Raw genomic sequence first — 23742 nt, forward strand, 5'->3', positions numbered from 1 at the left:
CGCAATATTCAACATTCCATTACATAAATGGTCATGAGATATTTTTGATGAATAAAATTGCATTAGGTACATGGAATACACCACTAGAAAATTTACCTCGTTTAGCAGTTGCTTTGGGTTTGAATGCCGAAGATCTATGGATTAAACGTGATGATTTATCTAGCTTAGGTGGTGGCGGAAATAAAATCAGAAAACTTGAATACTCGTGTGCAAAAGCAGTTGAACAAGGTGCGACAACTTTGGTGACTGTGGGGGCTGCACAAAGTAATCATGCTCGCTTAACAGCTGCTGCAGGAGCAAAACTAGGATTAAATGTTGAATTGGTTTTAGCAGGGCAAGCACCTGAGCATCCAACAGGCAATATTGTTTTAGATGGACTATTTGGTGCCAAATTACATTGGTTAGGTGATGCTGATGATGGACAATTAGAACAAGCTGCTCAACAACGGATTCAGGACTTACAACAGCAAGGTATTACAGCTTCTTTCATTCCTTTTGGTGGATCGAATGCATATGCTGCACAGGGGTATGTTGATTGTGCCAAAGAGTTAAAGCAACAAGCTGAACATATTGACCATGTCGTGGTTGCATTGGGCTCAGGTGGAACAATGGCGGGTTTAGTCCATGAGTTAGGCGCTGATTTGGTTTATGGTGTACATACTGGAGCAGTTACAGATCCTGAAAATCGAGTGCGTAATTTATTAGCTGATATGCAATCCTCAGATTATTCAGACACAATACGTGTGCGACTGGATCAAGTTGGTGATGGATATAGTGCTTTAACTGAGCCTGTAAAAGAGGCATTACGTTTAATTGCACAATATGAAGGGATTGTTTTAGATCCAATCTATACAGGACGTGCATTTGCAGGTTTGGTTGCAGCCGTACGTGATGGGACGATTCAAAAAGGGCAGAAAACCATTTTCCTACACACAGGTGGTTTGCCTGGATTCTTTGGTCATCCAGATGTGATTCAGTATGCGACGTCACTATCTCTGGTTTAATAAAATATTTATTAAAAACAGGGTGTAGTGTCATTATACGAAGTTGACATTACACCATGCGTTAAAATTTAGAGGCTTTGACTAAGGCTTTTATTGACCAGCAGATAAAGATTGATCATTTCGAAGTCCTTAAACTAAAAGCCTTCTAATACAATCTTACCAATGCTTTTCCCTGATTCAATCAATCGATGGGCTTCAGTAATATTTTCTACATTAATTTTGCCGAGGTTTTGCCCTAAAGTCGTTTTTACTCGTTTGTCATCGAGTAATTTTGACACTTTATTTAAAATATCGCCTTGTCGAGCGGTGTCTTTGGTTTGAAAAGTTGAACGTGTAAACATTGATTCCCAATGAATTGAAATTGACTTCACTTTAAATGGATTAATCACAAAATTTTCAGGATCATCAATCAAGCCAAAGTGTCCTTGTGGTGCAATCACATTGGCAATAGCTTGTGTATAAGCTCCTGTACCATTGATAGAGAATACATAGTGCGGTGAGCCAATATCTAAAGCTTTGATTTGTGATTCAATTGATTGCTGATGATCAATGACAAAATCTGCACCAATTTCTTTAAGCCAAGTTTTAGATTCAGGGCGAGAAGCAGTCGCGATCACGGTAAATTCAGTTAACGCTTTTAATAGTTGAACTGTAATTGAACCCACGCCACCAGCAGCACCGATCACTAAAATGACCGGTTTATCTGCTTTGGTTTCTTGAACTTTTAAGCGATCAAAGAGCATTTCATAGGCGGTTAAAGAGGTGAGGGGGAGCGCAGCTGCTTCAGCATCGCTTAATGATTTAGGTTTAAATCCAACAATACGTTCATCGACCAATTGATACTCTGCATAAGAACCTTGTCTTTGGTTTGATCCTGCATAGAAAACCTCATCACCGACTTTAAAGTCTTCAACTTGATCTCCAATGGCGATGACGGTTCCAACTGCATCATGTCCTAAAATTTTCCAAGTGTCATTTTCAGGTGCAGTGCGTTGCCGCATTTTAACATCAACAGGATTTACTGAAATGGCTTTAACTTGGATGAGTAAGTCATGACCACTGGCAATAGGTTGGTTGATTTCAATTTCAGAAAACACATTTGATTCTGAGATAGCTAAAGGTTTTTTGTAGGCAATCGCTTTCATATGACCTCATTTTTTATTGATTGATCAAATCATTTATATATGGATAGAATAATTTATACACTAATCAAATAGTTTAGACAGTAAAAAACGTATGGGTAAACTAAATAATCGCCACCATGTATAGAGTGGTAAGGTAAACCAATTTTCATAGTTCAATGTGTTATTGAAATGACGGCGTTCTTTCTTTTCTGCCGATGGCGTAATGATATAGGCAAAGACAAGTAGCGCTACAGCTAAAATAAGCAAAAGAGGTTGTTGTTGCTTGGCAAAATAAAAGTAAAAAAGGTATAAAGCTGAATAAAAACTGGTACATGCGATTAAAGCTGAAATTGACATAACACGATGAGATCCTGAATTATTATTTGATTAACATTGATGGATGATCAGCTAAGTAGTAGCCTTTCTATATTGAGATTAACATTATCTCTGTTTTAATTTTCAATTTATGCGAAAATAGGCACTTAATTTATTTTGTTTTTAGGATTCCCATGACAGATTCTTCTGCATCATTAAGTGATATTGAAATTTTAGACATTCTTCAATCAATGAAATCTGATGAACTCAATGTCGAATCAAATAAAATCATTCGTGATGGTGGGAAAGCAGGACGTCAGGAAGCACATAAACAGGCTTTAGTGGCTTTAAATCAAAGTTTTGAAGAAAAATTTGTAGAAGCAGTTGTTTTAGCTTTAAATTTAAATGAAGCACAAGCGAAAAAAATTCGTTATAAAAAAGACCGTATCCGCATTCTAAAAGCGCATGGCATTGATTATTTAAAAATTGATGGTGCTGAAACGGCGCAAGTTTTATCTCAAGTGGCTCAAGCGATTATTCGTGAAGATGCCATTGTGACGCATGACCTACATAATATTTTCCCTTTCTGGAAAGAAGGCTGGCCAATGGTACAGTTCGATAGCGCGTATAAAATTTTAGAAGATGATATTAATATTCACTATCAAGCTGTATTGGATATGCTGATTACTGGCTATTGATTCTAAAAATTAGTCAAAAATAAAAGCACGAATATCGTGCTTTTATTTTTTGAGGGCTAGGAATATCTGTATTGGGAGAATATTTCTAGTTTCAACTCATTGCAAAGTTGAATAGAGTGGGAACACACCAAGTACCAATGCCGCAGCACCCATGACCAAACATGTCAAAATTGCCCATTTAATGGTGAATTTCTGATGTTGTCCTAGCTCAATTCCAGCCAAGCCACAGAGTAAATAAGTAGACGGAACCAATGGTGAAAGTAAGTGTACAGGTTGTCCCACGATCGAAGCACGCGCCATTTCTACAGGGGTAATACCGTAGTGTCCAGCAGCTTCAGAAAGAATAGGAAGCACGCCGTAATAGAAAGCATCATTGGACATAAAGAAGGTCAAAGGCATACTAATCACAGCGGTAATTGGGGCAAGAAATGGTCCCATGCTTTCAGGAATAATCGCCACCAACTCCTTAGACATAGCATCCACCATACCCGTGCCTGAGAGAATTCCTGTAAAAATACCAGCTGCAAAGATAATCCCAACGACATTTAAAGCACTTCCTGCATGGTGTGCAACCAGTGATTTTTGCATATCAACATCTTTATAATTCACCACCAGTGCAATACACAGTGCAATCATAAACAGGATTGGTAGCGGTAACACGCTTTTGACCAAGCAGACCATCAACACGACTGTAAGCAAAGCATTGAACCATCTTAAATGTGCACGATTGGCTTCTGGGTTGGTCGAAATTTGAATATTGTCACCATGACTGACATCCAATTCGATAATGCCTAAACGCTTACGCTCAGAACGACCATACATATAGCCGACAAAATACAACCAAATAATCGCAATAATCATTGGAAGCACCATGGGTACAAATACATCACTTGCTTCTACATGCAGTGCACTTGCTGCACGCGCCGTTGGACCGCCCCAAGGGGTTAAATTCATGATACCACTGGCAAGCATCATTAAGCATGCCATGATCAATGGGCTCATACCTAAACGCTTGTAGAGCGGAAGCATAGCTGCAACACAGATCATATACGTGGTTGAGCCATCACCATCCAATGACACAATAATGGTAAGTGTAATTGTACCGATGACTACTTTGAGTGGATCACCTTTGACCAATTTAAGAATGAATTTAACTGAAGGATCAAACAGTCCAGTATCAATCATAATGGCGAAGTAGAGGATTGCAAAAAGTAGCATTACACCTGTAGGTGCGAGCTTTTTCACACCATCTAACATCATTTCACCGAGTTCTTTGAGTTCGAAGTGACCTATGCTGTCGATATAAAAACTCAAACCATAAGTGATGAGTGCAAAGACAATTGGAATCAATGTTAAAGCTGCGAGAGCAGTCATTTTTCGTGACATAATTAAGTACATAAAGCACAAAATCATGCCCAAACCTAATACGGTGAGCATAGTTCAATCCTTGAAGATAGGCATTATTGAAAAGCCTTTTTTTGTGTAGGTGAATGCTAATAGTTATTTGATTAAATTAAAATATATGATTGAAAATGATGATTTCATCACTATTTTTGAAAATTATAAAATATAAAAAACAGTAGGTTATGGAACTTAATAATTTTTGCACTAAAAAGGTGATTATTCTTAATATTTTGATTTTTAAGATATTTATTTTTAGTAGCTTGATTTGAGTTGAATCATGATAATTTTCATATTTTTAAAAATGATAAACAATCTGTGCTATGGGTCATATTCTTTACATGGTTTATAAAGGAAATGGACAAATCGTGTGATTAAAACAGATAAGCTTAGTCACCTATGCTTGTAGGTCACTAAGCCTATGTCTAAAATTTTAGCCATTAAAGAAATGATTATTTAGCTTCTTCTTCAGGTGTTTCTGCTTCACTAGGTTCTAATAGACGTGTCACTAAAAGTTGGTCAATTTTAAAATGATCGACATCGACAACTTCAAATTTATAACCACCAAAGATCACGGTATCCGCAGGGCGTGGAATTTTTCTGAGTTTATACATCATGAAACCTGCTAGAGTTTCATAATTATCTGCATCTGGCATTTCATCAATAGCTAGCGCATGCATCATGTCTTCAATCGGTGTGCTACCTTCGATTAGCCAAGAGTTATTATCACGTTTAATGATTTGTTGTTCTTCTTCCATCGGTGTGACCCAATCGCCCATCACGGTAATCATGATGTCAGATAGGGTGATCACACCAACCACTAAAGCATATTCATTGATCACCACAGCAAATTTTTCTTTACTTGAGCGGAAACGATCGAGAAGTTCAGAGAGTGTTAAAGTATCAGGAATGGTTAAGACATTACGAATCGTTGATTCATTGAGCTGATTGATTTTCTGATTATTTAAAATACGAACCAGTATATCTTTGGCATCGACATAGCCAATCACTTGATCAATATTTTCATTGCAAACTAAAAACTTTGAATAAGGATATTCAGCCAGTTTTTGACGAATACTATCTTCTGATTCTTTAAGTGTAAAATACACCACATTTTCACGTGTGGTCATACTTGAAGGTACATTACGTTCTTCGAGTTCGAATACATTCTCAATAAAATGGTGCTCTTGCTTTTGCAATACACCTGCTTGCGCACCTGCATCCATCACCGCAGAAATATCGTCAAAAGTAATATTATCTTCACGTGTCGTATTCACTTTGAACAGACGGAAAAGCAAGTTGGCAACTGCATTGATAAACCAAGCCAATGGCTTACAGACCACAATAAAAATCTGAATCGGGTTAATGACTGAAACAGCAATTTTTTCAGGTGCAATCATTGCCATACGTTTTGGCATCAGATCTGCAAACAGAATAAATAATGAAGTGACTAAGGTAAATGAAAGCGCAAAGCTGATGGTTTCAGCCCAAGGACCAGCGTAGAAACGTGAAACAAATTCAAAGAAATAAGGACGAAAAGCACCTTCACCTAAAATACCGCCTAGGATGGCAACAGCATTTAAGCCAATCTGCGACGCAGCAAAGAAATCAGCTGAATTTTGCTGTAAGTCGAGGACTTTCTGTGCGCGTTCATCACCTGATTCGGCAAGGATCTTGAGTTTGACTTTACGCGCACCTGCAAGTGCGATTTCAGTCAAAGATAAAAAACCTGCTCCTACAATAAGTACCGCGATGATGAGGATATTCTGGAAGAGGCTCACGAATCCACCTATGGATCATCATTATTATGAGATGTTGTTAATATGTCATAAATTAACACAAATAAAGGGAGGTAGTGTGTAAAACACTACCGATTTGAATTGAGTATAAGCTTGAAATGATAAGAATTTAAGTAAAATTCTATTAATATTGAGAAAAATGCGAATTATTTTGCATGAATTCACGATTTTCTTCTTCAATCATTTGGCGAGCAACATAGAGAATGAGTTGGCGTAACCAACGATGAGCTGGGTGATGGTGTAACAACGGACACCATGCCATTTTTAATTCAAATTCAGGAATATAAAATGGAGGGTCTTTAATCAATAAGTTTTGGCTTTTTGCTTGTAGGCGAGCAATGCGAGTCGGTAAGGTTGCAACCAAGTCAACATTTGAAGCCAATAATGCAGGCATTTGATAATGACGGGTAAATACTGAAATTTTACGTTTTTGCCCAATACGTTCTAAGGCCTGATCAATCCAGCCTAAACCTGCTTGTTTTTCAGGATTTACACCAAAGCCCACGCCCATACCCGTTTTAGATACCCAAATATGTTGTGCATCTAAATAGCTTTTGAGATTTAAATTATTTGCAGCAGGGTGTTTACCATTTAAAAGACATGAAAAGCTATCACGCCAAACAAGGACTTGATGGAAACTTTGTGGAATCTCATTGAAACGGTTGATCGCCAAATCAACCTTACCTTGTTCCATATCACGATATGACACATCACTTGGTGTTAAAAAGTCGAGAACTACATTGGGCGCTTCTGAACGTAAGGCTTTAACTAAGCGAGGAACAAGAGTCGCTTCGGCATAGTCTGACGTCATGATGCGGAAGACACGATTTGAGGTATAAGGGCGGAACTCGGTACGAGGTTCCAAAATCATCGACAAATCAGAAAGTGCATCACGAATACGGGGTTGTAATTCTAAAGCACGTTCTGTTGGTGTCATACCTTCAGAAGAACGAATCAATAAGGGATCATTAAATAAATTACGCAGACGACGTAAAATATTACTCATGGCAGGTTGGGTGACACCCAATTGTTCTGCGGCACGGGTGACATTTTTTTCACGTAAAAGAACGTCAAGGTAAATTAAGAGGTTGAGATCGACCCGCTCAAGATTCATAAAAAAAATACCGAAAATAAAATTTAAAAATCATTTTGGATTATGCCATAAGGAAATGGCTTTGTGTAAAAAGTAGAAGAAAAAACATCTAGCTTATCGGATGAGTATTATCATTTATTAAATTGATGTCAGTAAGTATCTAAGCATAGAGTAAATCACAGCAGTTTATAAATTTTATCAAAGCATTCATTATACAGTATAGCCTAAGCGCTTAGTTTGGAAATGAATAATAAACACAAGGTTTAGGTAAATTAATGAACAAGGAGGATAGGGGTGTTTTACGAATATTTTACTCGATAAAATGTGAAATCAAGTTTTTTGTTGATTGTTCAGACTTAAGTCTAATAAAGTAAAAATAACCAAATTGTATTATATCTATACAAATACTAAGGAATTATTTTTTGAAAAAGTTATTTAAAAATAATTATTTAAAATTTTGAAACATAATTATAATAAGACTTTGATCTACATATTTTTTAAATAAATACTGAGAATTAACTCAAAATATTGGATTAATTCTAGGAGTCAATCTAAGCTAAGTCCATAACAACGAAGTGTTCTAAATCTGAACAATTGAATACCGAGCAGGTTCAGCACTTCAATTGATGAAATCCTAATATTATTACAGGAACATATCATGTCTACATACTTAACAGCGATTGATGCAATCCGTGAATTAAAAGCAAAATTCGGAAGCACTTGGCGCGACATTAGCCCAGAAGATGCTGCGCGTATGCAAATGCAAAACCGTTTCAAAACTGGTTTAGACATTGCTAAATATACAGCTGCGATTATGCGTCGTGATATGGCTGCTTATGATGCTGACTCTAGCAAATACACTCAATCATTAGGTTGCTGGCACGGTTTCATCGCACAACAAAAAATGATTGCGAACAAAAAATACTTCGGTACAACTGAACGTCGTTATATCTACCTTTCTGGTTGGATGGTTGCTGCGCTTCGTTCAGAATTTGGTCCACTTCCTGACCAATCTATGCACGAAAAAACTTCAGTTCCAGCATTAATCGAAGAAATCTATACTTTCCTTCGTCAAGCTGATGCGAAAGAATTAAACGATTTGTTCCGTGCGCTTAAAAAAGCAAACGAAGCTGGTGATACTGCTAAAGCCGCTGAAATCACTGCTCAAATCGACGGTTTCCAAACTCACGTTGTGCCAATTATTGCTGACATCGACGCTGGTTTCGGTAACGAAGAAGCGACTTACTTACTTGCTCGTAAAATGATCGAAGCTGGTGCTTGTGCACTTCAAATCGAAAACCAAGTATCTGATGCTAAACAATGTGGTCACCAAGCTGGTAAAGTAACAGTTCCACATGAAGACTTCATCGCTAAAATCCATGCATTACGTTATGCATTCTTAGAAATGGGTCTTGATGACGGTATCATCGTTGCGCGTACTGACTCTGAAGGCGCTGACTTGACTCAAAAAATCCCAGTGGTTAAAGAGCCAGGCGACATCGCTTCTCAATACATCAGCTACTTAGACACAGTTGAAATCGACATCGCTGATGCTCAAGAAGACGAAATCCTAATCAAACGTAACGGTAAATTACACCGTCCTAAGCGTTTAGCTTCTGGCTTGTATCAGTTCCGTGAAGGCACTCAAATTGACCGCGTTGTACTTGACTGTGTGTCTAGCTTACAAAACGGTGCTGACCTTCTTTGGATCGAAACTGCGACTCCAAACGTTGAAGAAATCGCTCACATGGTGAACCGTGTTAAAGAAACAGTTCCAAATGCGAAACTTGTTTATAACAACTCTCCATCATTCAACTGGACTTTAAACTTCCGTCAGCAAGCATACGACCGTTGGGTTGCTGAAGGTAAAGACGTTTCTGCTTACGACCGTGCTAAATTAATGAGCGCTGAGTACGATGCAACTGAATTAGCTGCTGATGCTGATGAAAAAGTTCGTACATTCCAAGCTGATGCTTCTCGTGAAGCGGGTGTGTTCCATCACTTGATCACACTTCCAACTTACCACACAGCTGCTCTTTCTACGCATGAGCTTGCTCAAGGTTACTTCGGCGACCAAGGTATGCTTGCTTATGTTGCTGGCGTTCAACGTAAAGAGATCCGCGGTACGATCGCTTGTGTTAAACACCAAGCAATGGCTGGTTCTGACATCGGTGATGATCACAAAGAAATCTTCTCTGGTGACAACGCTCTTAAAGCGCACGACGATGCTAAAAACACAATGAACCAATTCGCTGCTCACTAAGCTCTGAATTGATTCGAAGAAAACCCAGCGAAAGCTGGGTTTTTTATGGTCTGTACTTTTTTGATGGGTTAATTCTATTAAACACAGAATATGTTGAAAGTTGGTATTGGCGTATTGAAATGGGCTAGATTAAGGCTTTTGACTTGTATTGATGCCATTATGGTTATTTCGTTAGAAAATTATGTCGATAACTGTAAATTCAAATATTTAGTTTGGGTCTAGATGATTCGTATTTAAATGATCAAAGGTATCTAGAGTGAAGTTTATAGATCAGCGCAAAATGATGAGCATAAAAAAGGGAAGTTCATTTAGCTTCCCTTTATTTATTCACTAAAAATATTAAGCAAATTTAGCCAATACTTCTAAGAAACCTTCTTTTTGACGAGGATACTGTGCAATCACGTCATGAATGCGTTGACCTTCTGGATTAGTCGCATTGACATCGCGTCCATCTGCAATGAATTTAGTCAATAAGCGCGCATAGTCGAAAGGACGCATGTGTTTAAATGCATGATAAAGCACATGGAAATCACCATTCACACCTTCAGGCGGTAATTGATCCAAATAGGCAAATACACGCTCGTCTGACCATTCTTCATTGAACGTTGCTGGCTGTGAAAGTGCCATAACAGCATCTCCTCAAAATAATTAATTGTTTGACTTATCTCAATATTATAAAAGCATTTTCAGATCGTATTAGAATGAAAACAGCAATGTTTCTATGAAATTCGTCTATGAAAAAGGGCAAAAATATGGGCAGAAAAAACCTTTTTAGCTCGATCTGCCCACTCGAAGCACAGCTTCTCGTCTTGCGACTGGGCAAATCCTTAAAGTGTTGCTTTAAGTTTGCTAATCCAGTCCACTCGAAGCACAACTTCTCGTCTTGCGACTGGGCAAAGCAGCGCTTTGCTATCCCAGTCTCATATTTTGCCCTGAATCAATTCACTTGACTAATCAATAATGAAATTAACGTTCTTCAGGTAAATTGATATTCATTTCCAACATTTCAATGTTAGCTTCTGAACGAACTTGCATTTGAATATGCTGCTCATCCACACCACGTACATAACGATTGACCACTTGCATGATTTCTTTCTTCATTTGATCAATCTTATCTTGGCTCAGGCGTTTACCCAAGCCATTTTCAGAAGCAACGATAACTTTTAAGCGATCTTTAGCAGTTTGGGCGCTAGATGGTTTGTCATCATTGCTAAAAAGTTTACTCCAAAATCCTGCCATTTCTACGCTCCAAATAGACGTGCTAACCAACCCTTAGGTTTCACTGTAATATGACGATAAGGACGCTCCTCACCTAGGAAACGTGCAACAAGGTCATCATAAGCCTGACCTGCGCTTGCATCTTGATAAAGAATAACAGGCTTACCTTCGTTCGATGCTTGCAATACGCTTGGGCATTCAGGAATTACACCTAAAGTTGGTACACGTAAAATATCTTTAGAAATATCATCAATCGTTAACATTTCTTGTTTATCAGCACGTTCAGGGTTGAAACGAGTGATACATAAATGCTTACGTACACGACCTTCGTTGTTTTCAACTTTCTTGGTTTTGCTGTCCAACATACCGATAATACGATCTGAATCTCGTACAGAAGAGATTTCTGGATTCGTCACGATGATTGCTTCATCTGCATGATACATGGCAAGAATCGCACCACGTTCAATACCCGCAGGTGAGTCACAAATAATGTAATCAAACTCTTGTGATAGTTCATCGATAACACGAGCTACACCTTCATCGGTCAAAGCATCTTTATCGCGTGTTTGTGATGCAGGAAGAATATATAAATTTTCGATATCTTTATCGCGAATCAATGCTTGTTGTAAACGTGCTTCATTATTTAAAACGTTTACGAAGTCATATACAACACGACGTTCACAACCCATGATCAAGTCTAAGTTACGTAAACCTACGTCAAAATCAATCACAACAGTTTTATGACCACGAAGGGCAAGTCCTGTTGCAAAAGATGCGCTCGTTGTAGTTTTACCTACACCGCCTTTGCCTGATGTAACGACAACAATTTTGGCCACCGAATCCACTCCTATTATGGTCATCCACCCGTTTAAACGAGTTTTATATGGTGTTTAATTTATACCTTAAAATTGCAAAGCTTCAAATACAAGCTCTTGCTGATCATTTAAGTGAATATGTACAGATTTTTTAATTACATCTGGCGGGATGTCATCTGCGACACAATATGTCCCTGCAATCGAAACCAATTCGGCTTCTAGTGAGTGACAAAAAATTCTTGCAGTTGTGTTACCACCTGCACCTGCAATGACTCTACCACGAACACTTCCGTAGATATGTATATTTCCTGAAGCAATCACTTCTGAGCCACTATTAATCCCAGCATTGAGAATAATGTCACCATGGTCTTGTACAAGGCATTGACCTGTTCTTAAAATTTCATCATGGTAAGAGGTGATGTGACTGACTTTTTTAGCGGGTTCAGCATTGACATGATTCACTTGCGTTGTTGATGCTGTTGGTTCTTTTACAGGCGTTTCAACCACTTGTTCTTTTGTCGCTTTAATCCGTTGTAATGGTCTGTCTGCTGCTAATACTGGAAATTGAATTGCACGTGCTTGGTCACCCAATAAGCCATCAATCACAGCCATAGGCTGTAAATCTAAGCTGATTAACAATTGAATAAGCGCAATAAGCTCTTGTTCAACAGTCGTGTCAATAATAACTAAAGCCCCTTGATAAGAGGTTTCGTTCATCATTGAATTTAATTGCTGGCGGATGGCATCATGATCATTTGTATCAAAGGTTAATCGGGTAAAATTAACCATTCTGCCAGTAATCCGTATATCAGCCATAGTGATTCCTTAATAGGCTTGTGACCTAAATTCTTCTATCTAAAAGTCAAATGGTGAAATTGAGCAAATGCTAGAGCATATTGAATGATTTCTCTAGTAAAGATACAAATATTTTCAATGAATTGCTTATTCTTTCGCTTGATCATTTTTTTCTAATTCAATTTGCCACTGTTTTACTTTCACTTGTTGCCTAACTGATTCTAAACTTTCATAGACTACAGATTCAACCAGTTCTTCAAGCTTTTGATTATCAATATTTAACTGACTTAATTTAGTTGAGATCAATTGATAGGTTGAATTTGGGCTTTGTACATTTCCTTGGGTGAATGGATCAATGAGACCTTGAGTAATATTTTCACCCAATTGTTGCCCGATATTTTGAATTTGATTTTCAATCATGCTACCTGCAATTGGAATGAGGCGTAACAGTTGGGTCAATTGTGGCGTGTCTTCAATAGCTTGGCGGACAATTTGTCCAACACCATTGGTGATTGCTGTGTTTTGTGCTTTTAATTCAGTGGCTAAAGCCTCTTGCAAAATTTCTGCTAATGTTTGTGCAAATTGCTCTCGGTGATGATCTACCAGATTATGGATAATCTTTTTATGCGTCGAACTGGTGTTTAATTCATGTTTGATACTATCAATCACTGTGATGACAACACGATCTGAAATTTCCTCCATCACCACACGGTAATAGAACAATACACGTTTCATAATACTATCTGGAACTACTTTATAACCGAGTTCATGGAAACGATAGGCAATAATGCCGACACGGATTAAACGTAAAAAACGTAAGTATGGATTGATGGCTAAAATTTCATACCAATGAATAAAAGGAAAGAAGAACCAACGTGCATGATGTTTATTGATAATCGCAATGAACCAACGAATACCGAGCTCTGCAATTAAAAAGGTAATAAACCAACTTTCAGTTTTGACAACCCAAGGATATAGATCAGTTTTGTAATAATGTAAGACTTGTGGAAGTTGGATTTCGTTAAAAAACCAATTTCCAAATTCACTCATTAGAAATGCATTGGCACTCAAACAGAACAAGTTAAACACGATGATAAACATCATAAAGATGTCATAACCAAAAGCGATCCACCAACCAACCGTTTTCTCTACTTTTGGTGCTTCTATGTTGTCTTGATCTGTGGCTTGTTCTGTCATACCAATCCTTTGTTATTTCTGAGTTATTTTTAATTTTTCATCGAAATGAATTTAATTTTTGTATTTTTGTTTCATTTGGGAAATGAGTTGGTCTTTTTCAGTCCAAAGTTCATCGACCCAAATTTGAAAACGTTCACGGTATTCTGCATCATCTTCATAGTTACCGCCAAGTACCCAATCAGGAATATTGATTCTACGCATATTGACGGCAATACGAGGAACTTCACCTAGCCAAAACTCACCATATCCTGGCGCACCATCAGGATAAACAATCGTCATATCGACCAATGCATCGATTTTATCACCTAAAATATTGAGTGCTAAGGCTAATCCGCCTGCTTTAGGTTTGAGTAGATTGGTATAAGGTGATTTTTGCTGCGCATGTTTTTCTGGTGTAAAACGTGTCCCTTCAAGATAATTCAGCAAGGTAAAAGGTTGACTTAATAACTGTTCACAAGCATTGCGAGCTTCTTCCATATCACGATGTTTCAGTTCAGGGTTTTTCGCAATTTGTTCTTTCGTGTGACGCTTCATCATTGGAAAGCCTAAAATCTTAAAGGCTTGTCCCACGAATGGAATGAAAATGAGCTCCCATTTAGTAAAGAAACGAGTGAGTGGCATACGGGTTAGACCAAAGTATTGATTCACTGTGGTATCCACCCAACTTTGATGATTACAGGTCATCAGATAACGACCTTGCATATTTAAGTCGAGGTTTTCATCGACAGAAATGTCCCATTTCGTTTCAGGAAGTACATGATCAATCAACCAGTTATTGACACTTAACCAACTATTTGTAATGTTAATATTGGTTTCATCGACTTTTTTGGATTTTTTAAAAAATTTCGTGAAGCCTAAAGCCAAAACAGGCGGTCCATGAAAGAAAGTGCTACCCGTAATCACAGTACCAACGGTTAAACCTTTCGTAATTTTTTTTAAAATAGGTTGCTTCTGCTGTTGAGATGACATAGAACAGTCCTAATCTTGGATTGAGAAGATAAGTTCAATTATGCAATATAGTCGTTGTGACTGAATTTAAAAAGACACAATTCATCACTATGTATAAATTATGGCGTTCAGTTTGTAAAATGAGATCAAAATATTACAAAATGTTAAAAAAAAAGCGCTTTTTAACAAAATACATATAGTGAGACTTTGTTTTTTATACCAAAATTACTTCAACAAAAAACACAACTTGGAGGCATGTCATGCGTGCACTAGTAATTACAACTTTAACAGCAGGGGCTCTCGTACTTTCTGGCTGTCAAACAACTGGTAATAATATCGGCGGTATGGAATACGATAAAGCTGCTTTAGGTGGTTTGATCGGTGCGGCAGCAGGCTATGGTTTGTCTCGTGGTAATGCAAATACTTCTGCGCAAAACAACCGTGCAGCAGCGATTGGTGCTTTAGTTGGTGCTGGCGCAGGTGCTTATTTAGATAATAAAGAGAAGAAACTTCGTCAACAAATGCAAGGTACTGGTGTAGACGTTAACCGTAATCCAGATGGTTCAGTGTCTTTAATTATGCCGGGTAGTATTACGTTTGATACAAATAAATCAAATATTAAGCCTAACTTCTACGGTACTTTAAACAAAGTTGTTCAAACTTTGAAAGAAGACAACAAGAGTGTAATTCTTGTTACTGGTTATACAGATAACACAGGTAACGATGCAATTAACATTCCATTGTCACAAAACCGTGCTGCGTCTGTAGCAAGCTACTTGAAAGGTCAAGGTGTTTCTAGCCGTATCGACACTCAAGGCTATGGTTCACAAAACCCAATCGCAGATAACTCAACTGCTGCTGGTCGTGAACAAAACCGTCGTGTAGAAATCAGCATCTATGCTGCGAGCTAATTCGCATTACATGAAGAAGTTAGTAAAAACTTATTAATTTCTTGATGGTGTTGTTGAAAAAGGAATCATAGACTTTTTATGGTTCCTTTTTTTATTCTGTGAGTCATATTTCGAGCGTAGAATTACAGCTAATCGAATTTAAAATAAAAATGCATTCACTGTATTTGAAGATAAGTTATTAATAAATTTTAAATTTAATCATTAAGAAGACGCTCTCCAATTTATGAAAATGGTGAGCTGACAACTCAATACATGTAGTTCGGTGTCTTAAAATTCACATCAAGCATTTTGCAAGTCCTCGTTAGATGACTATAATCAAGCGCGAAGTTTTTAGAGGATGAACAATGTCGAAAGCAAGTCAACTGAATGACAAGCAACTTGAAGCCATGAAATATACTCAAGGACCCTTGTTAGTACTTGCGGGGGCAGGTTCAGGTAAAACCTCAGTAATTACAAGAAAAATTGCATACTTAGTTCAGCAGTGTGGCATTCCGGCACATCGTATTACGGCGATGACATTTACCAATAAAGCGGCACGTGAAATGAAAGAACGTGTGGGTAAATTGCTAGGTAAAGAAGAGGGTAAGGGGCTTTCGGTTTCGACTTTCCATACTTTCGGTCTAAATTTATTACGTATAGAGCTTAAAAATACGCCATTAAAAGCCAATTTCTCTATTTTGGATGCAGACGACTGTAAACGCATTTTGATGGATTTGATGCATCGTGACAATTTGTCGGGTGCTGAAAGTAAAGATTTGATCGCCAAAGCTATGAAGAAAATTTCAGATTGGAAAAACGATCTAATTCTTCCTGAGCAAGCACATACGACTTGTGAAACCACTGAAGATGTACAATTTGCGCATTTGTATCAACTCTATGAGCGTAATTTACGTGCTTATAATGCAGTGGATTTTGATGATTTGATTGTTATGCCAACGCGCCTTTTGCAGGATAATGCAGAGGTTCGTGATCGTTGGCAAAATCGTGTTCGTTATTTATTGGTCGATGAATATCAAGATACTAACACCGCACAGTATATTTTAGTAAAATTACTGGTAGGCGTGATGGGACAATTCACTGCGGTAGGTGATGATGACCAATCCATTTATGCATGGCGTGGTGCAAAGCCTGAAAATATGGCGTTGCTAAAAGATGATTTCCGCAATTTAAAAGTTATCAAACTTGAACAAAACTATCGTTCAACCAGTCGTATTTTAAAAGCTGCCAACCATGTGATTGATAACAATCCGCATATTTTTGACAAAAAATTGTGGAGTGATAAAGGTCACGGTGAAGTCATTCGAATTATTACTTGCCGTAATGATGATGATGAGTCTGAGCGTGTAGTCAAAGATTTATTGACCCATAAACTCATGAATGGGAAAAATTGGAAAGATTACGCCGTATTGTATCGTGGTAACTTCCAAGCACGTGTTCTAGAAACACAGCTTCGTCAAATGCAGATTCCTTATAAACTTTCAGGTGGTCAATCGTTCTTTGGACGTGCTGAAATTAAGGACATCATGAGTTATTTGCGTGTCATCATTAATCCTGAAGATGACAGTGCATTCTTACGCATTATCAATACACCAAAACGTGCGATTGGCCCTGTGACGCTTGAAAAGCTAGGATTATTCGCTCAAGAAAATCATCTTTCACTATTGGCTGCGGCGAATGATCAACGTTTAACAATGGTGATGCCAAAGAAAGCAACCACGCAATTGGCAGAGTTTGCCGATTTTATTAACAACTTCACACGTGAATTGTTAGATGATGATGAGCCTGTACCGAAAATTCGTCAGATGATGATGGAAGCGGGCTATATTGATTATTTAAAAGAAACGGCTGCCACTCCAGCACAGGAAAAAACCAAACTCGATAACGTGGAAATGTTGTATAGCAGCATCCAGAGTTTGATTAACCGTGCGGAAGATGTGGATGAAAAAAATATTGAAAGTGTGATTCGTAAAATGGTGTTACTCGATATGCTTGAGCAACAGCAGGAAGAAGAAGACACAGATAAAGTCAATTTACTCACGCTACATGCTTCAAAAGGTTTGGAATTTCCATTCGTTTACATCATGGGCTTAGAAGAAGAATTACTTCCACATAAAAACTCGATTGCAGCTGAAACGATCGAGGAAGAACGTCGTTTGATGTATGTGGGGATTACCCGTGCGCAACAAGGCTTAACGCTGACATTGGCAGAGCAACGTAAAAATGGTGGTCAGATGAAGCAAATGACGCCAAGTCGTTTCTTAGATGAGTTGCCACAAGATGAGTTGGATTGGCTAGGGCGTAAGAAAAAGCTAGCGGAAAATGTCGATCCTAAGCAGCAAGCACAGCAATATCTGCAAAATTTAAAAGCATTATTGAAAAAATAATTGCGAATGATCTCAGGTTTATATTCACTCTTGGTCTTTGAAGCAAAAGATTAAGGGTGCTTTATTTAAAATTTCCACGTTTAATTTCAATAGGATTTCAAAATGAAAGTTCAGGTAAAAGTACTTGATACACGTTTAGGTCAAGAATGGCCAATGCCAACTTATGCAACAACGGGTTCAGCAGGTTTGGACTTACGTGCTTGTGTTGAAGAGGCGATTCAAATTGAGCCAGGTCAAACTGTTTTGGTCAAAACAGGGATGGCAATTTATATCGAAGATCCGAATTTTGCAGGTTTAATCTTGCCTCGTTCAGGCTTAGGTCATAAACACGGCATTGTTTTAGGTAACTTAGTGGGTTTGATTGATTCAGATTATCAAGGCGAACTGATGGTTTCTGTATGGAATCGTAGTCAAACAACATTTACTTTAGAGCCAGGTGAGCGTTTGGCTCAATACGTTCTTGTTCCTGTAATTCAAGCGCAATTTGATATTGTGAATGAGTTTGAAGCAACTGAGCGCGGTGCAGGTGGTTTTGGTCATACGGGTAAAAATTAAAAAAATTACTTGATCATAAAGCCTGCAAAATGTGGGCTTTATTGATGATTTTCTAGTTTTTAACAAAATAAATATAAACAAAATATGCACTTTGAATATATTATTATGCGTTAATATATATGATTGCCTCTGACCCAAAGATATAGCTTTCACATAAATGATTTAACTTTTTATTCCAAAAGTTTAGAAATTGAATCAACATAAAGGGTTAAGCGAATAGAAGTTTTGCTTATGAATAAAATGTATAATTTTCCATTCCAAATTTTCCGTGCCTATGATATTCGCGGAAAAGTTGAAATGATGCAGCCTGAGCTCATTCAGGGAATTGCAAATGCTTTGGCGAGTCAATTTATTGAAAAAGGTCAAACTGAGGTTAGCTTAGGTTATGATGCACGTTTAAGCAGCCCAATATTTGCACAATTAATAAAACAAGTTTTTGAAAATAATAATATTCAGGTTACTGAAATTGGATGTTGTTCTACCCCACAACTGTACTTTGCTGCACGTAGCACGCAAGGGAACGGTATTATGGTGACTGCAAGTCATAATCCGAAAACAGATAATGGCATAAAATGGATTATTCAGTCTGAACCGCCATCACCTGAAATGATTCAAAAAATTGGCATACTGACTTCTGCGTATTTACAAGGCGAAAAACATTCAGATTTAGAAAGTAATTTTAAAATCTCGCATCAAATCAAATCTGAATATTGTCTTTCATATCAACATGCTATTTTAAAAGATATTCATTTAACTCGACCTTTAAAAGTCGTAATTGATGGCTTAAATGGCTCTGCAGGTTTTTGTGCCAATTTGATCTTAAAGAAATTGGGTTGTGAAGTTGTCGCTATTCGTTGTAATGCAGATGGTAATTTTCCTGATCATGCGCCAGACCCATCACAAGCTACACATTTAGAATTACTGCGTCAAAATGTTCTCAATCACCAAGCGGATATTGGCATTGCTTTAGATGGTGATGGTGATCGTGTGGTATTGTTGGATGAAAATGCCCACATTATTTCAGCAGATCGTTTATTGGCACTGTTTGCGCAGATTTGTTTGAAAGATCATCCACAACATGAAATTGTATTTGATGTGAAGTGTTCTTCAATGGTACGTCAAGCGGTTGAGCATTTGGGTGGAAAAGCCAAAATGATCCGCACAGGAAGTAGTTTTCTACGCAAATATATGTCGCAATCTAAAGGTCTAGCGGTCTTTGGTGGAGAATATGCAGGGCATTATGTCTTTAATGATGGTCGTGGTATGGGCTATGACGATGGCTTATATGCTGCGCTACGTGTCATGGAATATATGTGTGGGTTTCCTTATGCGACATTATCAGAAATTTTAAACGATTACCCAGATCGTTTTTATACTGAAGATACTTACATCAGTACTCATCATACCGACCCTAAAACTGTACTCAATGAAATTGAAACTTTAAGCCAAAGTTTCGGTGCTGAATTAAGTAAAATAGATGGGATACGCCTCGATTTTGAACATGGTTTTGGGATTATTCGAGCATCGAATACTGGTGAATATTTCACAGTACGTTTTGATGCAGATTGTCCAAATCGTTTAGATGAAATTCGTCAGACATTTGCGTCTATGCTCAGTGATCGTTATCCTATGATCGCTCAAGATATTCTACGAGCACATTGACTGTTTTATTTTCAATATCTTCAGTCTAATTCCTACAGTTTATTAAGGAGAGGCGAATGTCACATCAGCATACTGGCATCGACAAAGCACAAATATTGACTGAAGCTTTGCCGTACATTCAACGTTTTTCAGGTAAAACGCTGGTGGTGAAATACGGTGGCAATGCAATGACTGATCCAGCTTTGGAAAGTTCATTTGCGCGCGATATCGTGTTACTCAAAACTGTAGGTTTAAACCCTATCGTGGTGCATGGTGGTGGCCCACAAGTCGATTCATTATTAAAACAATTAGGTCGTGAATCTGACCGTATTGATGGAATGCGTGTAACCGACCCTGAAACCATGGAAGTGGTTGAAATGGTCTTGGGCGGTAGTGTGAATAAATCGATTGTCAATCTGATCAATAAGCACGGTGGTCGTGCGATTGGTCTTACTGGTAAAGATGGTAATTTGCTCCGCGCTAAAAAATTACTGATGGAAAAGACACAAGATGACGGTTCAGTGACTCAAATTGATTTAGGTTTGGTTGGTGAAGTCGTGGGTGTTAAAACTGACGTTTTAGAAATGTTCACCCAAAGTGATTTTATTCCCGTGATTGCACCTTTGGGTGTAGATGAAGATGGTCAAACCTATAATATCAATGCTGATCTCGTCGCAGGTAAAGTTGCTGAAGCCTTGGGTGCTGAAAAACTCATTCTATTAACCAATATCACGGGCGTGTTGGATGAGAATAAAAATCTGCTTACAGGTCTAAGCACGCAAGAAGTTGATCGCTTGATCGAAACAGGTGTGATCTATGGTGGTATGATTCCAAAAGTCGGTTGTGCGCTAGATGCTGTAAAAGGTGGTGTGGTGAGTGCGCATATTGTTGATGGTCGTGTGCCACATGCAACTTTATTGGAAATCTTCACCGATCATGGTGTAGGGACGTTGATTACCAATCGTGCCAAAGCACATTAATTATTTATTTCCTGCGCTCTGACTCTACTCTATATTTAAACTCTTTCCTAAATGGGGGAGAGTTTTTTATTTTTATCTTAGCTAAAAATAAAAAGTTTCTTTCAAACTTGAATGACCATTTATAAGCTGTTTTAAAACGTTCATTATTTCGTCACATCTTTGTCATGTGGATTGCCTAGTGTTAATAAAAGCACAAGGAGCAGAAAATATGTTCGCAAAATTAAATCAAGTTCGTCAAAATTTTAGTATTCCTTTACCACTTCCAAAACCTAAAAAAGCACAATCACAATATAAATTTGAATGGGTCGAAGACCTTAAAACGCTCAAAGAAGTACAAAAATTCCGTGCAGTTCAATTCGCAGATCAATTTGGCATTACATTTGAAAATGGTTTAGATCAAGATTTGTATGATCTTGATTGTGAGCATGCAGTACTGCGTGACAAATGGAGCAATGAAATCGTGGCGTATACACGATTAAAGTTGGTACAAGGTCATGAGTTGGCACAAAGCTATAGTGCACAAGAGTTTGATGTTTCTCAATTTTCAAATCTTAGTAATATCGTAGAAATTGGTCGTACTTGTGTGCATCCACGTTATCGTAATGGACGTGCATTATCGATGTTATGGTTACATTTAGTACCTACAGTTCTGTGGAAAATGAAAGCCAAACATTTAATGGGCTGTGTCAGTATTCGTTTAGAAGACAATAAAGCACGTGCTTACTATACCCACCAACATCTAAAAAAAATGTCTGCGCAACAATCAATTGATGTAAAAGCAAAACCTGCTTTTGAACCAACGCATCCTGAATATAGTTTTCCGCAAGATGAACGCATCCCGAAATTGTTTGATGTTTATTTAAAAATGAATGCACGTCTATCTAAGCAAGCCTTTCATGATGAATCATTTAACTGTCTAGATTATTTTGTATTTTTAGATGTTAATGAAGTAGCGAAAAATTTTGTGTTAAATAAAATGGTTAATCGCTAAGTGTTTTGATCTGTATTACAAAGTAAACGAGAATGCTTTTCTTATAAAAAATAGAAATGCATTCTCAATTCAATTAATAACTGATGTTACGTATTTAAAGAATGTTTAAAAACTGAGAGTGCTCAACACGTTGACTATCACAACAAAATTCTTGAGCTAGCACAGCCCCATCTGCCTTGCAAAGTTTAGTTCAATTTGTGTAGGCGATACTTACTTTTCAAGGATGAAAAGTAACAAAAATCCTTTGTTGGGCGAGGGGTATATCCTATACCCCCGCCCAACGGCGACATCTGTGTCGCCTATCGCGATAGTACCTCTGATTTGAAATCTACAATCACTAATTATTTTTTGATACTCATTGATGATAATCAGCTACGCATTAAGCATCATTCATCCATAAACAAATCATTGGTCGAATATGACTTCATTTGCAGTAAATATCAGTGATTGAGATTTGCAAGCTTGTGACGACTCATGCACAATATTCATATAACTAAAATGCTGTATGAATGAATCAATTATGTGTCAATTACTTGGAATGAACTGTGCTGCACCGACGGATATTACCTTTTCTTTTAAAGGTTTTTCGCAACGCGCAGGAATAACATCTGATCATTCTGATGGTTTCGGAATTGCTTTTTTTGAAGATAAAGCATGTCGATTATTTGTCGATAATCAATCGGCTGTTGAGTCTCCTATTGCTGAATTAGTACGTAATTACCCGATTAAATCACGCAATGTGATTGCCCATATTCGCAAAGCAACGCAAGGTAAAATTACTTTAGAAAACTCACATCCTTTCATGCGAGAGTTGTGGGGTAGACAATGGATTTTTGCCCACAATGGTGATTTACATCATTTTAATCCGCATTTATCAGGGCGTTTTACGCCAGTAGGTAGTACGGATAGTGAATTAGCATTTTGTTATTTGCTTGAACAGTTGGTACTTCGTTTTGGATATTTTGAGCCAAGTTTGAATGATATATTTTCTTTACTTGAAGAAATTTCTCCGAAGATCGCAGAGCATGGGACATTCAACTTTTGTCTTTCCAATGGGCAAGCACTTTTCACTTATGCAACGACGAAGCTGCATTGGATTGTTCGTGAGTACCCATTCACTTACGCGCGTTTAGTCGATATTGATGTCGATATTGATTTTAGTCAATTTACCACCAAAGAAGACCGTGTTGCTGTGATTACCACTGAGCCACTGACTGAAAATGAAGTATGGACAGCGTATCAGCCAGGTGAAATGATTTTATTTAAAGAAGGTCAGATGGTGAAAACTGCAACAACACGAGTGGAACGACTGATTCGTGAAGCAGCAGATCCGAGTTTGGTGCGAAAAACTAAAGCGGATCAGTATTAATTTTAAGCATTAATATAAAAGGAGTAGTGATATTGAAAGTCATTACTTCTTTTTAAATGTATAGAGACAGAAAATAAATACAGCTCCTCATTTTTAAATGGTAAATTGAATTATTCATATACATGTCTTTTAAATATTTAAAAGGATGGGTCATTGAAAATATTTTCATTCATAATTAAATATTAATAAAAACCATTTGGGATTTAATTAAATTAAACTATATATTTAAAACTTAAAACAA

The 23742-nt window shown here is 37.6% G+C and carries 21 protein-coding genes; 10 read left to right on the top strand and 11 right to left on the bottom strand.

Going from position 1 to position 23742, the window contains the following annotated elements:
- The first annotated feature begins 47 nt into the window (after positions 1 to 47).
- Entirely contained in the window at positions 48 to 1004 is a 957-nt protein-coding gene (locus EXE09_RS04410) for a D-cysteine desulfhydrase family protein (RefSeq protein WP_130116473.1), read from the top strand.
- Positions 1005 to 1138: 134 nt separating this feature from the next.
- Here the strand turns inward: EXE09_RS04410 and EXE09_RS04415 are convergent, their stop codons facing one another.
- Positions 1139 to 2149 (bottom strand): zinc-binding alcohol dehydrogenase family protein, encoded by a 1011-nt coding sequence (locus EXE09_RS04415; protein ID WP_068975823.1) that lies wholly within the window; start codon positions 2147 to 2149, stop codon positions 1139 to 1141.
- 60 nt (positions 2150 to 2209) lie between these two features.
- Entirely contained in the window at positions 2210 to 2485 is a 276-nt protein-coding gene (locus tag EXE09_RS04420) for a hypothetical protein (RefSeq protein WP_068975822.1), read from the bottom strand.
- Between the two features lie 152 nt (positions 2486 to 2637).
- Here EXE09_RS04420 and EXE09_RS04425 point away from each other — a divergent pair, with 152 nt between their 5' ends.
- Positions 2638 to 3141 carry a hypothetical protein gene (locus EXE09_RS04425; protein WP_068975821.1) on the top strand — a complete coding sequence of 168 codons (504 nt, stop codon included), beginning with the start codon at positions 2638 to 2640 and terminating at the stop codon, positions 3139 to 3141.
- Between the two features lie 96 nt (positions 3142 to 3237).
- On the opposite strand, the gene EXE09_RS04430 is transcribed toward EXE09_RS04425, so the two are convergent.
- The 3 genes from EXE09_RS04430 to EXE09_RS04440 all read right to left on the bottom strand — a co-directional run bounded on the left by EXE09_RS04430 (position 3238) and on the right by EXE09_RS04440 (position 7455).
- Positions 3238 to 4578 carry a CitMHS family transporter gene (locus EXE09_RS04430; protein WP_068975820.1) on the bottom strand — a complete coding sequence of 447 codons (1341 nt, stop codon included), beginning with the start codon at positions 4576 to 4578 and terminating at the stop codon, positions 3238 to 3240.
- 416 nt (positions 4579 to 4994) lie between these two features.
- Positions 4995 to 6323: a hemolysin family protein gene (locus tag EXE09_RS04435; protein WP_068975819.1), complete on the bottom strand. Its 1329-nt coding sequence runs from the start codon at positions 6321 to 6323 to the stop codon at positions 4995 to 4997.
- A 142-nt stretch (positions 6324 to 6465) separates the two neighbouring features.
- Positions 6466 to 7455 (bottom strand): LysR family transcriptional regulator, encoded by a 990-nt coding sequence (locus tag EXE09_RS04440; protein WP_068975818.1) that lies wholly within the window; start codon positions 7453 to 7455, stop codon positions 6466 to 6468.
- A 637-nt stretch (positions 7456 to 8092) separates the two neighbouring features.
- On the opposite strand from EXE09_RS04440, the gene EXE09_RS04445 reads away from it, so the two are divergent.
- Complete coding sequence (locus EXE09_RS04445; RefSeq protein ID WP_068975817.1) at positions 8093 to 9697, top strand: isocitrate lyase; 1605 nt, start codon at positions 8093 to 8095, stop codon at positions 9695 to 9697.
- 339 nt (positions 9698 to 10036) lie between these two features.
- On the opposite strand, the gene EXE09_RS04450 is transcribed toward EXE09_RS04445, so the two are convergent.
- The 6 genes from EXE09_RS04450 to EXE09_RS04475 form a co-directional block, all read right to left on the bottom strand.
- Positions 10037 to 10324 (bottom strand): PA4642 family protein, encoded by a 288-nt coding sequence (locus EXE09_RS04450; RefSeq protein ID WP_068975816.1) that lies wholly within the window; start codon positions 10322 to 10324, stop codon positions 10037 to 10039.
- A 339-nt stretch (positions 10325 to 10663) separates the two neighbouring features.
- Entirely contained in the window at positions 10664 to 10936 is a 273-nt protein-coding gene (gene minE, locus EXE09_RS04455) for a cell division topological specificity factor MinE (RefSeq protein ID WP_004722763.1), read from the bottom strand.
- Positions 10937 to 10938: 2 nt separating this feature from the next.
- On the bottom strand, positions 10939 to 11751 hold the full coding sequence (gene minD / locus EXE09_RS04460; protein WP_068975815.1) for a septum site-determining protein MinD: 813 nt from the start codon (positions 11749 to 11751) through the stop codon (positions 10939 to 10941).
- Positions 11752 to 11817: 66 nt separating this feature from the next.
- Positions 11818 to 12546 (bottom strand): septum site-determining protein MinC, encoded by a 729-nt coding sequence (gene minC / locus EXE09_RS04465; protein WP_130116474.1) that lies wholly within the window; start codon positions 12544 to 12546, stop codon positions 11818 to 11820.
- Between the two features lie 126 nt (positions 12547 to 12672).
- Complete coding sequence (locus EXE09_RS04470; RefSeq protein ID WP_068975813.1) at positions 12673 to 13722, bottom strand: hypothetical protein; 1050 nt, start codon at positions 13720 to 13722, stop codon at positions 12673 to 12675.
- Positions 13723 to 13773: 51 nt separating this feature from the next.
- A complete protein-coding gene (locus tag EXE09_RS04475; RefSeq protein ID WP_087552853.1) occupies positions 13774 to 14691 on the bottom strand; it encodes an acyltransferase in 918 nt (305 codons plus the stop codon).
- Between the two features lie 239 nt (positions 14692 to 14930).
- On the opposite strand from EXE09_RS04475, the gene EXE09_RS04480 reads away from it, so the two are divergent.
- From EXE09_RS04480 to EXE09_RS04510, 7 genes are all read left to right on the top strand, one after another.
- Positions 14931 to 15581 (top strand): OmpA family protein, encoded by a 651-nt coding sequence (locus EXE09_RS04480; RefSeq protein WP_068975811.1) that lies wholly within the window; start codon positions 14931 to 14933, stop codon positions 15579 to 15581.
- A 344-nt stretch (positions 15582 to 15925) separates the two neighbouring features.
- Positions 15926 to 17965 (top strand): UvrD-helicase domain-containing protein, encoded by a 2040-nt coding sequence (locus tag EXE09_RS04485; protein WP_068975810.1) that lies wholly within the window; start codon positions 15926 to 15928, stop codon positions 17963 to 17965.
- 102 nt (positions 17966 to 18067) lie between these two features.
- On the top strand, positions 18068 to 18520 hold the full coding sequence (gene dut, locus EXE09_RS04490; protein ID WP_087552855.1) for a dUTP diphosphatase: 453 nt from the start codon (positions 18068 to 18070) through the stop codon (positions 18518 to 18520).
- Between the two features lie 231 nt (positions 18521 to 18751).
- On the top strand, positions 18752 to 20182 hold the full coding sequence (locus tag EXE09_RS04495) for a phosphomannomutase/phosphoglucomutase (protein WP_130116475.1): 1431 nt from the start codon (positions 18752 to 18754) through the stop codon (positions 20180 to 20182).
- Positions 20183 to 20238: 56 nt separating this feature from the next.
- A complete protein-coding gene (gene argB, locus EXE09_RS04500; RefSeq protein WP_068975807.1) occupies positions 20239 to 21141 on the top strand; it encodes an acetylglutamate kinase in 903 nt (300 codons plus the stop codon).
- A gap of 208 nt (positions 21142 to 21349) precedes the next feature.
- On the top strand, positions 21350 to 22132 hold the full coding sequence (locus EXE09_RS04505; protein ID WP_087552857.1) for a GNAT family N-acetyltransferase: 783 nt from the start codon (positions 21350 to 21352) through the stop codon (positions 22130 to 22132).
- Between the two features lie 520 nt (positions 22133 to 22652).
- Complete coding sequence (locus tag EXE09_RS04510) at positions 22653 to 23501, top strand: class II glutamine amidotransferase (RefSeq protein WP_087552858.1); 849 nt, start codon at positions 22653 to 22655, stop codon at positions 23499 to 23501.
- Positions 23502 to 23742: the final 241 nt, after the last annotated feature.

Origin of the sequence: Acinetobacter sp. WCHAc060025 (genome assembly GCF_004209355.1) — a bacterium.
GTDB lineage: Bacteria > Pseudomonadota > Gammaproteobacteria > Pseudomonadales > Moraxellaceae > Acinetobacter > Acinetobacter wuhouensis.

Coding starts and splice junctions, on each gene's coding strand:
- EXE09_RS04475 (WP_087552853.1), bottom strand. CDS start 14,691: ATGTCATCTCAACAGCAGAAGCAACCTATTTTAAAAAAAATTACGAAA.
- minC (WP_130116474.1), bottom strand. CDS start 12,546: ATGGCTGATATACGGATTACTGGCAGAATGGTTAATTTTACCCGATTA.
- EXE09_RS04480 (WP_068975811.1), top strand. CDS start 14,931: ATGCGTGCACTAGTAATTACAACTTTAACAGCAGGGGCTCTCGTACTT.
- EXE09_RS04430 (WP_068975820.1), bottom strand. CDS start 4,578: ATGCTCACCGTATTAGGTTTGGGCATGATTTTGTGCTTTATGTACTTA.
- EXE09_RS04415 (WP_068975823.1), bottom strand. CDS start 2,149: ATGAAAGCGATTGCCTACAAAAAACCTTTAGCTATCTCAGAATCAAAT.
- EXE09_RS04470 (WP_068975813.1), bottom strand. CDS start 13,722: ATGACAGAACAAGCCACAGATCAAGACAACATAGAAGCACCAAAAGTA.
- EXE09_RS04425 (WP_068975821.1), top strand. CDS start 2,638: ATGACAGATTCTTCTGCATCATTAAGTGATATTGAAATTTTAGACATT.
- EXE09_RS04510 (WP_087552858.1), top strand. CDS start 22,653: ATGTGTCAATTACTTGGAATGAACTGTGCTGCACCGACGGATATTACC.
- argB (WP_068975807.1), top strand. CDS start 20,239: ATGTCACATCAGCATACTGGCATCGACAAAGCACAAATATTGACTGAA.
- EXE09_RS04485 (WP_068975810.1), top strand. CDS start 15,926: ATGTCGAAAGCAAGTCAACTGAATGACAAGCAACTTGAAGCCATGAAA.
- EXE09_RS04420 (WP_068975822.1), bottom strand. CDS start 2,485: ATGTCAATTTCAGCTTTAATCGCATGTACCAGTTTTTATTCAGCTTTA.
- EXE09_RS04440 (WP_068975818.1), bottom strand. CDS start 7,455: ATGAATCTTGAGCGGGTCGATCTCAACCTCTTAATTTACCTTGACGTT.
- EXE09_RS04505 (WP_087552857.1), top strand. CDS start 21,350: ATGTTCGCAAAATTAAATCAAGTTCGTCAAAATTTTAGTATTCCTTTA.
- dut (WP_087552855.1), top strand. CDS start 18,068: ATGAAAGTTCAGGTAAAAGTACTTGATACACGTTTAGGTCAAGAATGG.
- minE (WP_004722763.1), bottom strand. CDS start 10,936: ATGGCAGGATTTTGGAGTAAACTTTTTAGCAATGATGACAAACCATCT.
- EXE09_RS04450 (WP_068975816.1), bottom strand. CDS start 10,324: ATGGCACTTTCACAGCCAGCAACGTTCAATGAAGAATGGTCAGACGAG.
- EXE09_RS04445 (WP_068975817.1), top strand. CDS start 8,093: ATGTCTACATACTTAACAGCGATTGATGCAATCCGTGAATTAAAAGCA.
- EXE09_RS04495 (WP_130116475.1), top strand. CDS start 18,752: ATGAATAAAATGTATAATTTTCCATTCCAAATTTTCCGTGCCTATGAT.
- EXE09_RS04410 (WP_130116473.1), top strand. CDS start 48: ATGAATAAAATTGCATTAGGTACATGGAATACACCACTAGAAAATTTA.